General features: G+C 60.4%; 11 protein-coding genes. 5 read left to right on the top strand and 6 right to left on the bottom strand.

Translation table 11 applies throughout. The annotated features are described in order from the left end of the window. The first annotated feature begins 13 nt into the window (after positions 1-13). Positions 14-289, top strand: coding sequence for a DUF3077 domain-containing protein (locus AOA62_RS08515; RefSeq protein WP_017138156.1), 276 nt, complete (start codon positions 14-16; stop codon positions 287-289). An 85-nt stretch (positions 290-374) separates the two neighbouring features. On the opposite strand, the gene AOA62_RS08510 is transcribed toward AOA62_RS08515, so the two are convergent. After that, positions 375-3749, bottom strand: coding sequence for a hypothetical protein (locus AOA62_RS08510; protein ID WP_256592314.1), 3375 nt, complete (start codon positions 3747-3749; stop codon positions 375-377). 360 nt (positions 3750-4109) lie between these two features. Between AOA62_RS08510 and AOA62_RS08505 the strand changes: the two genes are divergently transcribed. Together AOA62_RS08505 and AOA62_RS08500 are read left to right on the top strand one after the other, a co-directional pair. After that, positions 4110-4574 carry a multidrug transporter gene (locus tag AOA62_RS08505; RefSeq protein ID WP_069786112.1) on the top strand — a complete coding sequence of 155 codons (465 nt, stop codon included), beginning with the start codon at positions 4110-4112 and terminating at the stop codon, positions 4572-4574. A gap of 14 nt (positions 4575-4588) precedes the next feature. Then, positions 4589-5401 (top strand): SDR family oxidoreductase, encoded by an 813-nt coding sequence (locus AOA62_RS08500; RefSeq protein WP_099548418.1) that lies wholly within the window; start codon positions 4589-4591, stop codon positions 5399-5401. Here the strand turns inward: AOA62_RS08500 and AOA62_RS08495 are convergent. Next, positions 5398-6255, bottom strand: coding sequence for a LysR family transcriptional regulator (locus tag AOA62_RS08495; RefSeq protein WP_099548417.1), 858 nt, complete (start codon positions 6253-6255; stop codon positions 5398-5400). The genes AOA62_RS08500 and AOA62_RS08495 overlap by 4 nt on opposite strands. Positions 6256-6366: 111 nt before the next feature. Between AOA62_RS08495 and AOA62_RS08490 the strand changes: the two genes are divergently transcribed. Together AOA62_RS08490 and AOA62_RS08485 are read left to right on the top strand one after the other, a co-directional pair. Next, positions 6367-7560, top strand: a complete 1194-nt coding sequence (locus tag AOA62_RS08490; protein ID WP_017138161.1) for an MFS transporter — start codon at positions 6367-6369, stop codon at positions 7558-7560. After that, positions 7553-7954 carry a nuclear transport factor 2 family protein gene (locus tag AOA62_RS08485; protein ID WP_017138162.1) on the top strand — a complete coding sequence of 134 codons (402 nt, stop codon included), beginning with the start codon at positions 7553-7555 and terminating at the stop codon, positions 7952-7954. The genes AOA62_RS08490 and AOA62_RS08485 overlap by 8 nt, the downstream gene beginning before the upstream one ends. Before the next feature lie 103 nt (positions 7955-8057). On the opposite strand, the gene AOA62_RS08480 is transcribed toward AOA62_RS08485, so the two are convergent. Genes AOA62_RS08480 through AOA62_RS08465 form a run of 4 tightly spaced genes read right to left on the bottom strand, consistent with a single transcriptional unit; the run spans position 8058 to position 12818 of the window. Continuing rightward, positions 8058-8918, bottom strand: coding sequence for an HlyD family secretion protein (locus tag AOA62_RS08480; protein WP_017138163.1), 861 nt, complete (start codon positions 8916-8918; stop codon positions 8058-8060). Positions 8919-8928: 10 nt separating this feature from the next. Beyond that, entirely contained in the window at positions 8929-9129 is a 201-nt protein-coding gene (locus tag AOA62_RS08475; protein ID WP_017138164.1) for a DUF1656 domain-containing protein, read from the bottom strand. Beyond that, on the bottom strand, positions 9119-11296 hold the full coding sequence (locus tag AOA62_RS08470; RefSeq protein ID WP_017138165.1) for an FUSC family protein: 2178 nt from the start codon (positions 11294-11296) through the stop codon (positions 9119-9121). The genes AOA62_RS08475 and AOA62_RS08470 overlap by 11 nt, the downstream gene beginning before the upstream one ends. Before the next feature lie 10 nt (positions 11297-11306). After that, positions 11307-12818, bottom strand: coding sequence for an efflux transporter outer membrane subunit (locus AOA62_RS08465; RefSeq protein WP_099548416.1), 1512 nt, complete (start codon positions 12816-12818; stop codon positions 11307-11309). Positions 12819-12840: the final 22 nt, after the last annotated feature.

Here is a 12840-nt window from a genome sequence, read left to right as displayed (position 1 = left end):
CAGGAGATCCACCATGTCCAAACAAACCACCCGCCCCACCCCCTTCGGCCCCAGCGACCGCAGTGAAGAACCTCTTTTTTGCGTACAACCCGGCATTCCCATCGAACATGCACTGGAACATGCCAGCTATGTTTTAGGCACCGCGCGCGTGCTCACCTTGGCAGCTCAAGACTTGTGCACCGAACACCAGAGCTACCTGAACTGGGCCAGCCTGCAATTAGCCGAAACCGGTTTGGCATTGGTTGAGGCTTCCATCGAAGGCTTGCAGGCGGATTCTTCTGCTCAGTAAGCAATTCATCGGGAGCAAGCCCCCTCCCGCCGTTGGCCGTATTTCAAAGCAGGGACGCGGTTAAATGCGGGAGGGGCCGTAGAGGCTACGCAGTGAATGGCGTTTGCCCGTGGGTAATGATTCGACTCACCGGCTCACCTTCGACGCTGTACTTCAAGGGCAGGGCGTATGTCGTCTCCACATAAAAAATATGTGGGTTATCGGTTTTCATGACCGCCAGCCCCGAGGTATTGACCTCGTAGTAATGCGTCATCTTGTCCAATTGGTTGCCATGTCGCCGGCGCCCAAAAATAGTCGTGGAGATCTCTTTGGTTGCCGCATCATCAGGCGCCAGATCCGTAAAGTAATGCCTGCCTTTCCCACGCGGTAACGGCTTGCCATCCACGTTAAGCACCGAGGACTGCAAATGCCAATCGCTGTTGATTGCGGCATGAGACTTTGCCCCGGTGTAATGGTAGAAACGGTTCTCGCCTTTGACGGGCGGATCCATCAGCGCCTTTTCACCCTGGAAAACTTCAGGCAACTTGGGTCGTTTAAAGGCCGGTTGACTGCCGGCCCCCCCCACGCCTGCGGCTGAACCAGAGCTGCCTTGCCCGGCAGGACGTTTTTGCGGCGCAGGCCTGATCCCATTCATGCGTTGCAGTGTTTCGGGCTTGACGCCTCCCAGCAGGCTGTTCAGTCGCCATTCGCCGGTGCCTGTTGGCTGGAGGAACATCACCGTTTTCTGGGTGACAGGATCAATAACCCGAACCTGGCCGCCCGCAACTTTATAGTTCCGGCTGATTTCAAATACTCGGCTGGTGGCTGTGCCATCGGTGAAACGAACATAGTGCTGATCACCGACTTGGTAAGTGCCATCCCCTTTTATATTCCGGCCCTCAAGCAGGCTATCAGGCAGTGAGTGAGCACTGTAGTCGGGCAGTTGGCGACCGGTACCGGCGATGTCGGATACCGTGTTCGCTACCTTCCCAGACACGCCAACATTGACAGACTGCTCCTGCAATATTTGCTTCAGCTCCCTGAAACTACTTTTCAACACTGTCTTCCCGCCCCTTGCCAGCCCCACTGCCAGGTCTCCCAGACCATCGGTGGGGTTCAAGCCACTGGCAACTGAGCGCAAAACCGTATCGGACACCTTGAACGCCCGTGTTCCGAGCTTTTCACCCAACTTGCCCAACGCCTTGCTCGCCTGCACCAGCCCTTTGCCGAATGGCAGGATGAAACCAAAGATATCCAGCGCAAAGTCCTTGATGGCCGCGCCGGTATTGCCCTTGACTGCGTTTTCGATGGCATTTTTAAACGGAATCAGTCCGGTCACAAAATCATGCGCGGCCTTGATGCCGGCCTCTTCCTTTTCCACCTCGGTCACGCCTTTGGCGCCTGCCTTTATGGCATCGCGATCATGTAACAGGTGGTCGGCGATCACCTTGGCGATCGCGTCGAACCGAGCATTCACGGAAACCGCGGAACTGGCGTCCTGCCCTTGCCTGGGCTCAGGCAAATAAGGCGCGTTGAGCTGCTGAGTCAACAGCCCCGTCGAAACCTTGCCGGCCTGTGGCGGGGGGCCGTTTTCATAGGCCTCATAATCGACCGGAACACTGACCCCTTTAGCCTGAGTCGTGGCGTAGGTTTGAGCGTTGGCCACTCGTGGAGGGGGGTTAGGCAGATACCGGGGCAGGTCGTCGCGACGGCGGATGACGCCTTGCAGGGGGAACACTTCGTAGTACACATGGCGCAGGTTTTTAACGTCCCGGTCACTGCCGTTTTTGTCGACTTTGGTCAGCACCCGCATCAACAGTCCGTAACGCGCCTTGGCCGCTTGTGCCTGTTCCGGGCTCTCCGTCTCCTCAGCCTGCGCAACACCGGCTTTGCGTAGAGAAAAAAACTCGACCTTACCCGACGCGATGGTGTGTCTGTCTTGCGCAGACAGCTGCAATAGTTGGTGTCTGGAGGTGGTTGTCACGCCCTCCTTCAAGTTGTTGAAGTAGCTATCGAACTGGCTGTCGAATGCCTGGTTGACATCAGGAAGCGGCTTGACCCGGGTGAAACGGTTACCTAACTGAAAATCGTACCGCTGCCCTCTTGGGATACGGTCCATCTTTCCTGACATGTAGATATCCAGTAACGAGTGGTACTGGCTTTCACTGGCATCGATGTTGGCAATGCTGATATTACGCACATCAAATGAGTGATCGGCCCCATAGGCCTCTTTCAGGTTTTCAACTGCGATGTTCTCGCGGGTGGGCATGGCGGCGCTTATCTGCTCATGGGCTTTTTTCAATGAGGAGAGTTCCTCATTGAAGGCGTCGCGTAACCCGACCACGTCTTGCGACGTATAGTCTTCATCGTCCTTACCTGCCATTTCATCCTGGGCAACGCCCCACTGAATCAACGCATTGGACTGTGCCTTGGCCTCGACAACCCCCTCGGCCTCCGAGACAGGACTGTGATTGGCCAGCCTCATGAACGTTTGAAAATCGGTGTATGTCGCAATGCCCGGCGTCCAAAACTCTTGCGCCTGCACAACCGCCGACAGCTTGGCAAAGGCCGCAGACTTAACCACCAGGTTGCTGGGCATATCTTCGGCAATGAAGGCAGGGTCAGCGCCTGCAAGCAATAAGCGCGCGGCGGCCGGTGCCAGCTCGACAGGCACCTTGCCCTGGTCCACCAGATGTTTCTCCAGGCGCGAGACGACCACCGAAGGATGGACATCTCGATTGGCTGGCTGGTAAAGGTCATACCCGGCCACGACGCCACGCTTGCTGCCGGCCTGCGGATCCAGCTCCAGCACCATTGCCGCCAACGCCCAACTTGCATCTTTGCTGGTCAGTGACGCGTCACTGTTGAGGGCCATTTCCAGCGTTTGGCCCAAGTTTCTGATCTGAGCACTGCCCAGCATGCTTTCAAGCAGCTGCGCGGCGCTCATGCCTTGAAGCGAAACCCCATGCTTCTCATAAAAAGCAGCGAAGATGCCTTTGCCAGGCGACAGCGTGGCCATTTCGGCGGCGGCCATTTCGCTTAGCCGGGTGCGCTGACCACTGTCCAATGTGGCGGGCTGGGATAACAGCCCCCAGTAATTGCCGTGCTCAACCGGCTCAGGCAACGGCTCCTTGCACACGGCGATGAGGTTGGCCAGTTGCCCAAGATCCTTGGGGACCAGCCATTGATTTTCCCGCAGGAACCACGCCAGCGGCACATCCTCGCCCGGCGCGATTTTATAGGCGCGCCCAAAAGTAGAAACGTGATGAGCGGAAAATTTCTTCACTTCGAGCAACGCTGCAACATCCAGACTCGGATCCTCGGCGATGGCCGCCTGGATCTCTTCCAACGCCACCGTCAGGCAATAATTGGTATGAATATTCCCTGCCAATTCTTGGCGCTGACTGAGCGTCAGCGCCGAAGGCTTAGAGGTGTCGCGGGCCGGAGGGTTTTCCAGTGTGGCTCTGCGCAACCGAGGCACCCTGGGCGTTTGGGGAGCCGAAGGCGCTTGCAACGGTTCATTGCCCACCGCCGCAGGAGGTGGTTCAACCGGCAATGAAGAGGGTGGCGTTATAGCCAAAAACGGTTGCTGATTGCCTGGACTGAGGGGGCGGTAAATCATCGACTCTTTCTCACATAAAAGGACTTGAAGTAGGACCTGTCGAGGCGCTCTGTTCCGACAGGCTTCGGTACTTCCTGAGTGTCGATTCGTATAAAAACCGCTAAAAAAACTTGTTTGATCATGTGTTCAATGCAGCGCACAGACCCTGTCTCTGCCCGTAGATAGTCAACCCGGCCCAGCCACAGGTACGATGGTCTATCCCTTCGCGAGGTCATCACCATGTTCTTCGGCGTTCTACTGATCATCACCTGGCTGATCCTGCTGCTGCGCTACCCCGCCAAAGCCTTGCCGGTATCGCTGGCCGCCGCCGTCGGCCTGGGTTTTGTCGCCATCTGGGTGGTGTGGCTGGACAGCCGCGAAGCGTCGCAACTGGCACGCCTGGAACTGCGCATCAGCTACGCGCCACAGGAATGCCCAGCCGACCGACCGTTGAAACTGGTGCTGATCAACGGCAACGACGTGCCGCTCACTGAATTGCGCTGGCGCCTCGCAGCGTATGCACCGGGGGACACGGTGAACCTGGCCGATAACGTTTATGCTGCGCCGCGCTACCGCGGCCCTGGCGAATTACAGGCCGGCGCCACCTGGGACGACTGTTTACCCACGCCGCCGCTGCGCCCCGGCTACCGCCCGCAAACCCTGGAATTTCGCGCCGAGCACCTGCAAGGCAGTTTCTCGGACTGACAAAGGATTGATCCATGCCCAACGTACTCATCACCGGTTGCTCCAGTGGCATTGGCCGCGCCTTGGCTGACGCCTTTAAATCCGCCGGCTTCGACGTGTGGGCCAGCGCCCGCCGCGAAGCGGACGTCGCCGCCCTCGCTGCTGCCGGCTTCAATGCCGTGCTACTGGACGTCAACGACAGTGCGGCGCTGCAGCGCCTGGCCGAACAGCTCGGCGAACTGGACGTGTTGATCAACAATGCCGGCTACGGCGCCATGGGGCCGCTGCTCGACGGCGGCACCAAAGCCATGCAGCGCCAGTTCGAGACCAATGTGTTTTCCATCGTCGGCGTCACCCAGGCACTCTTTCCCGCGCTGCGGCGCAGCAAAGGGCTGGTGGTGAATATCGGCAGCGTTTCGGGTGTGCTGGTCACGCCGTTTGCCGGTGCGTACTGCGCCTCGAAAGCGGCGGTGCATGCCTTGAGCGATGCATTGCGTATGGAACTGGCGCCGTTTGGCGTGCGCGTGCTGGAAGTACAGCCGGGAGCAATCAATACAAGCTTCGCGAAAAACGCCGGCGCCCAGGCTGAGCTGCTGATCAACGAACAATCGCCCTGGTGGCCGTTGCGTGAAGGTATTCGTGCGCGCTCCCAGGCTTCGCAGGGCAACCCGACTTCGGCCGAGCAGTTTGCAGCTCAAGTGCTTAAGGCTGTGCAACACCCAACACCGCCACGGATGTTGCGTGCGGGCAATGGCAGCCGAGCGTTGCCGTTGATGGCGGCGCTGTTGCCAAAAGGGTTGCTGGAGAAAGTCCTGAAGAAGCGGTTCGGACTCTCTGGCTCACTCTAGCCCTTCATAAAATCAATAAACGCCCGCACCTTCAGCGGCAAATGCCGTGTATCCGGGTACATCGCGTAAATCCCTTGCGGCGCGAAGCGATGGTCCGCCAGTAAGCGCACCAACCGCCCCGCGTCCAGATCACCCTGCACCAGCCATTGCGGCAGCACCGCCACACCATGCCCACGCACGGCAAAAGCCTGGAGCACAGACGCACTGTCGGCCACCAGCGCCGCAGGGCCGGAACGGTATTGATGCTCGCCGCCGGCCGGGTCGGTCAGGCTCAGCTCCGTCAAACGGCCATGGCCTAACTTGGGCACGCGCTCCAACGCATCCAGGGTTTGCACCAGGGCAAACTCAGGCGCGGCGACAGCAAACACCTCAAAGGTCGACAGCTGCACCGCCCGGTGATTGGAGTCGAGCAGTCGCCCCAACCGAATCGCCACGTCAAAGCGTTCGGAGATCAAATCGGCATGGGTGGAGGATGTGGATAAGTGAATGTTCAAGTCCGGGTGCAGGCGCCGAAAAGCCTCCACCGCAGGAGCAACGACTGCCAACGCGTATTCCACCGTGGTGGTGATGCGTAAGGTGCCTTTGAGCTGGGCATGTTCGGAGCGGGCTTCTTCCACCGCCAACCGAGCTTCTTCCAGCATGCGCGTGCAACGCAGGTAAAAGCGCTCACCGGCATCCGTCAGTGCCAACTGGCGGGTGCTGCGAGTTAACAGGGTCACGCCCAGTTCTGCCTCAAGGCGCTTGAGGTTGAAGCTGACCACGGCGCGGGTCTGGCCCAGCCGATCGGCGGCGGCGGTGAGCGAGCCGGCCTCGACCACGGCTTTGAAGGTGTCGAATCGGTCCAGGCTGACCATTGGCCTCGCGCTCCTTTGTCAAAATATTTTTGACAAACTAACAGTCAAATCACCGTATCCCAAACGCTGCTTGCGACCTACCCTGCCCGCTTCACTCGCAGGATCGCGTTTATGACCTACCGCTCGAAAGTCGCCTGGATCTTTTTACTCGGCTTTGCCCTGGACCTGGTGAACATGTTTGTCGCCACCGTTGCCTACCCGGACATCGCCCGCGAACTGCACGCCTCGGTCACGCAATTGGCGTGGATCAGCAACGCCTACGTACTCGGGCTGACCGTGATCATTCCGTTGAGTGTGTGGCTGGCGGCGATCATGGGCGAACGAACGCTGATCGCGGCGAGCCTGCTGTTGTTCGCGGGCGCCTCGGTGATGGTTGGCCAGGCGGGTTCCATCGAAACGCTGATTGGCTGGCGGGCGCTGCAAGGTTTGGGCGGTGGCTTGCTGATCCCCGTGGGCCAAGCCATGGCTTACCGGCACTATCCAGCGGCAGAACGCAGCCAATTGACAGCCAGCGTGATGTCGGTGGCGCTGCTGGTACCGGCATTGTCGCCGGCTTTGGGCGGGCTGATCGTCGACAGTGTGTCATGGCGCTGGATCTTCTACGCCAACCTGCCGCTGGCGTTGCTCACGTTGCTGCTGGCACTGCTGTGGATAAAACCTGATGCACCTGTAACAGTGCGCCCGGCCCTGGATGTGGGCAGTATTTTCAAACAGATCCGCAGCCCGATGCTGCGCGTGGCGATGTTGGTCTATCTGTTCATCCCCGGCATATTTATCGGCACCAGCCTGATCGCTATTCTCTACCTGCGCGGCCTGGGCTACGACGCGACACACACCGGCGCGCTGATGTTGCCGTGGGCGCTGGCGTCGGCACTGGCGATTTTCCTGAGCAAAAAACGCTTCAACCGCTACGGCCCAAAACCCTTGCTGCTGGCGGGCATGGCCCTGCAATGCATCGGCATCCTGCTGCTGACAAAACCCGAACCGGCCGTAATTATTCTAGCCTACGCGTTGATGGGCCTGGGCGGCAGCCTGTGCAGCAGCACGGCGCAGACCTTGGCGTTTCTCGACATACCCGCCGAGCGCATGGGCCACGCCAGTGCGCTGTGGAACATCAATCGACAAGTCAGCTTCTGCCTCGGCGCTGCCGCCCTCAGTGCGTTGTTGTCGGCCTTGGATTCCTTCGTCATAACCTTCACGATAGCCGCAGCCCTGACACTGCTGCCCCTTTTTGCCGTGTTGCGCCTGGATACATCCAGAGTCCGCACGCTGCTTCACCCTGCCAGCGAGCCCAGCCATGATTGATTACAACGATTTTTTTGAAGAAGTGATCCAGACCCACGTCGAGATCGAGCAATGGTTTGCCGGGGTTGCGCCTGAAGGCACCCTGGAAACCTTGCTTGCGCGCTTTTCACCCGATTTCAGCATGGTCGCACCCGCCACCGGCACGAGAGTGAATACAGCCGGGGTTAAAGCGTTGTTCACGCGCCTGGGCGGTATGCGCCCGGGGTTGAAGATCACCTTGAGCGAAATGGCCGGGATCGACCGGCACGCGCGCGGTGCCACGGTGACTTACCGCGAACACCAGATTGATGACAGCGGCACCCAGACTGACCGCCGCGCCACCGTGGTATTCGAAAAACAGGCCAGCGGCGCGCTGCTGTGGCGCCATCTGCATGAAACCTTCATCAAGGCATAACACAGCCAAAACTGTGGGAGCTGGCTTGCCTGCGATGGCGGTGGGTCAGCTGAAAACAGGTCAACTGACAGTGCGCTATCGCAGGCAAGCCAGCTCCCACAGTTTAATGTTGCGTTGGGTTGACGATCACCGTGCAGGTGATCCCCGCCGCCAGCAGCACGCCGTCGGGCACTTCATCAATGTGTATCCGCACCGGCACCCGCTGGGCCAGGCGCACCCAGTTGAAGGTCGGGTTCACATCGGCGATCAGCTCACGGCTCTCGGGGTTGTCGCGGTCATAGATACCCCGCGAGATGCTTTCCACGTGGCCCTTGAGCGTCTCGCCGCTCATCAGTTGCATATCGGCTTTGTCGCCCACCTTCACATGGGGCAGCTTGGTCTCTTCGAAGAAGCCGTAGACCCAGAACGAGTTCATGTCCACCACGGCCATTTTTGCCTCGCCAATGCGCGCGTAGTCGCCGCGATGCACATTGAGGTTGGTGACATAACCGTCCACTGCCGCCACCACCTGCGTACGTTTCAAGTTAAGTTCAGCGGCTTCCAGTTGCGCCAACGCATGCTGGTAATCGGCCAACGCCGAGTCGGCGATGTTGCTGGCGTCGTCGCGGTTTTCCCTGGAGATCACCAGCGCGTCGAGGTCGGCACGGCGGTGGGCGTTGACCTTGCGCATCTCCCAGGTAGCTTTGCGCGAAGCCACCAGCGACTGCGCCTGTTTGACGGCAATGCGGTAGTGCTCGGGGTCGATCTGCATCAGCAGGTCGCCCTTCTTCACCAACTGGTTGTCACGCACCGGTACATCCACCACTTCGCCCGTAACGTCGGCCGCCACATTGATGATGTCGGCGCGCACGCGGCCATCGCGGGTCCACGGCGTTTGCATGTAGTGCACCCACAACGTGCGGCCAATCCAGATCGCCAATGCCAATACCAGCAAGGTCGCGAGCAGGCTGAAAAACTTTTTCATCGGGGCATTCTCAACGGTAGACGGTCAGCGCGAGCGCGCCGAACAAGCAAACGAACAGGCTCAGGCGCAGCAGCGCCGGGTGCCAGAAAAAACGGTAGAGGTCGAACCCGGCCAGGAAGCGGTCCAACGCCCAGGCCAACCCTGCGGCGATAAAAAACAACAGGGTCATGGTCGGCATGTACAGGCCATGGAAGGCGATTTCACGGGGCATGCGGGGCTCCTTTGAGAGCAGCCAATGGCGATTGCGGGTCTAGCAGCGAGGTGCGGATAAAGTGCAGGTAGCTTTTCACCCGGCGCAGCGCCGAGGTATCAAAATGCGGGGCGAAGGGTTCGTCGGTGGCCTGCACACGGCTGATCGCATGGTCGACAGCCACCAGTCCACGCTCCAGATTGTTCGCGCTCGGTTGCAAAAACAGCCGCACCAGCGAGCGCCCCATCACGCGGATCGCCTGGCGCCACGGCTGGGATTGGGCATACGCCGGGTGCACCGGCAAAATCGCCTGTTCCTTGCGCAGTTCGATGATCGCATGGCCGACTTCCAGCACCACGAACATCCAGCGCAACAAATCACGCTGCACCTGCGGCTGGCCAACGGCGAGGCCGTAGGCTTGGTGCAGCAAATCGCGGGTGCGGCTTTCAAAACTCGAGGCCAGGCCCTTGAGCTTGCCGCTGATCGCATACACCACCTGCTCGCGCAGGTCCTGCTCCAAACGGCGCCACAACCAACGGCTGTTGGGCGGCAGAATGATCGCCCCCGCCGCCGCGCACACCAGCATGCCGATGATCATGGCGATGTAGTCGTTGATAAAGGTGTAGGGGTTGTAGACCGTGAGGTTGTCCGGCACCGAACCGGTGCTGAAAAAGATCAACAGGCCCACGCCTACCCCGGCGTATTGCGGGCGTGAGGCCAGGAACGAGCCGAAGATGATCACCGGCGCGAGCATCAGGCACAGCAGCGGGAAGCCGTCGATCCAGGGGAACACGAAGAACATTTCGACAAAGCCAACCAGTGCGCCGATCAAGGTGCCGCAGGCCATTTGAAAGGCCATGCGCTTGGGGTTGGGCGTGGCGGCGGACAGGCCGACGGTGGCGGCGGCAATCAGCGTCATGGTTGCGCCGCTGGGCCAGGCGGTGGCCACCCAGTAGCTGCCGAGCACAATAAGGATGAACGACGCACGAATACCCGAAGCCGCGCAGGCCAGCCAGTTGGTCTTGGGGATAAAGGTCTCGTTCCACTGCTCGCGCTCATGGCTGTGGTCGGCCAGGGAAGCGTGGGTCAGCGCGTAGTTGTGCAAGTCATCGACAAAGCGATAAAGCAGCTCGTAGGCGGTATGAAAATCCAGCTGCTCAGCTTCGCTTGGGTTGGCTTCCTGAAAGCTTGCACGCAGGGCACGCACCGTGGCGGGAAGCTCGTCTTTGTAGGCGCTGAGTTGGTTGACCAGCCGTGCGGCGTCGGGGCTGGTGAGCGCCCGACCGGAGAAGCCGTCGAGCACTTCGGCAAGGCCTTGCAGGCCGGGCTTGATCGCAGCCACCACATGATCAGCCGCGTGCGCACGTAACCGTTCGAGCAACTGGTGCAGGGCGTTGAAGCGCGTGGTGATGCTCATGAATTCGCTGTTGAGGCGGCTGAGCCGACCATTGCGCCGACGCATGTGCGGGTCTTCAAACACGGTGACGCTGCGCAGCCCTTCCAGGCCCACGGCTTCGGCGATAAAACGCACGTTGCTGGCCTCGAAACCTTCGCGCTGGCTGCGCCCACGCAGGCCGTCGGTGACGAACAGCGCGAACACGCCAAAGCGCTGATACAAGGCGTTGCGCATCGCCGCGCTGGAGGTTTGCGGCAGGATCGCGGCGCTGACCACTGTGGAGCATAAAATCCCCAGGGAAATTTCCAGCACGCGCCATACCGCCGCCATAAACGCGCCGTCCGGGTTTGCCAGCGCCGGCAAACCAACCATCGCCGCCGTATAGCCGGCCAGTACAAACCCGTAGGCGCGAAAGTTGCGATTACGCGTGGCGCCAGCGGTGCAGATGCCCACCCAGATCGCCAACGCGCCCAGGAACAATTCGGTGTTCTGCGCAAACAAGGCAATCAACAAGACCATCACCGCCGAGCCCGCCAAGGTGCCGAGGAAGCGATAGAAACTCTTGGCAAACACCTGGCCGCTCTGCGGTTGCATCACGATAAATACGGTGATCATCGCCGTGCGCGGTTGCGGCAACTCCAGGCGCATGGCCAGCCACAACGTCAGGAACGCAGCGATCAGCACCTTGAAGATATACACCCAGGTCACGCCGTCGCTGCGTGCCCAGTCGAAAAAACCACGGCGCCACTCAAGGGAGTGCAACCAGCGCAGCGGGGCAGGCAAGGGAGTCATTACAGTCTACTCAGTGATCAAACACGGCGAGCGCCGCCGGGGTTTTGCTCGGCAGTGTCTTGGCGTCCGGTGGTACGTCGTTACCGGCGCCGAGCCCGCCACCCAGGGCCGTGACCAGTTCGGCATGCGCACTCAGGCGCGCGGCCTGCACCTGTTGTTCGATCTGTTGCTGGCGAAACAACAAGGTCTGAGCGTTGAGCACATTGAGGTAATCGGTGAGGCCGCGCTGGTAGGCGATCATGGCGATGTCGTAGGTTTTCTGCGCCGAGGCCACCGACTGCGCGGCAAAGGTAGCTTGCTTGTCCATGGATTCGCGGCGGATCAACTGGTCGCTGATGCCCTTGAGCGCGTTGACCAGCGTCTGGTTGTACTTGGCCACGGCGATGTCATAACCGGCGCTGGCTTCGCCCAACTGCCCACGCAAACGACCGCCGTCGAAGATCGGCAGGCTGATCGCCGGGCCGACGGTGTAGTTGAATTTCTGCCCGCTGAGAAACCCCAGCATCGTGCCGCCGGTGGCCATATAGCCGAGGCTGCCGACCAGATCGACGTTGGGGTAGAAACCGGCGTGCGCCACATCAATACCGCGCGCCTGGGCGGCGACCTGCCAGCGACTGGCGACCACATCCGGGCGTTGACCGAGCAATTGCGCGGGCAGGCTTGAGGGCAGCTTCAGCGGCGCGGCCAAGGACAAACTCGGGCGTTGCAGTTGCGCGCCCTCGCCCGGCCCTTTGCCGGCCAATGCCGCGAGCTGGTTGCGGCTCAGGGCGATTTCTTCGTCGAGTGCGTCGAGCTGGCGATGGGTTTCGGGCAAGGGCGTTTCGGCCTGGCTCACATCGAAATGCGTGCCGATGCCGGCATTCAGGCGCTTATTGGCCAGGTCGAGGATCTGCTGTTGCTGGGCCAGGGTGGCGGCGACGATATCGCGGTTGGCGAAGTGCAACGACAGCTGGATATAGGCGCGCACCACATTGTTCTGCAATTCGAGCTGGGCCTGACGCGCTTCGGCAGCGCTCATATGCGCCAGGTCGACGGCGCGTTCGCTGGCATTGCTTTCGCGGCCCCACAGGTCGAGGGCGTAGCTCAAGCCCAGGGACGCGGTGTTGTCCCAGGTATTGGCACCGCTCAATTCGCCCGGCCCGTAGAACTGATCTTTCGGCCAATTGTGGCGTTTGAGCGTGGTGTCACTGTTGATCTGCAACGACTCAGCCGACTCGGCGATCCCGGCCATGGCCCGCGCTTCCCGCACCCGCGCGGCGGCCATGGCCATGTTCGGGCTGTTTTGCGTGGCGAGGTCGACCCAGCGGTTGAGTTGCATGTCGCCATAGGCTTGCCACCATTGTGTGGTGGGCCAGTGGGCGTCCTGCGCGGCGCTCTGGATGGCGGCGTCGGTGGCCAGGGTATTGGCGTTGAAGGCTTGGCCTTGGGGGGCGATTCCTCCGGTTCCGATGCAGCCGCTGATTGCTAACGATAAGGCCAAAACACTGAGAGCCTTCAGCTCTCTGCTGATGCGACGCGGCACGGCGAACGAATTCCTGAGGTGG

This window comes from Pseudomonas sp. 2995-3 (assembly GCF_002742565.1).
Taxonomy (GTDB): domain Bacteria; phylum Pseudomonadota; class Gammaproteobacteria; order Pseudomonadales; family Pseudomonadaceae; genus Aquipseudomonas; species Aquipseudomonas edaphica.
This window is presented reverse-complemented; position numbering and strand designations above follow the sequence as displayed.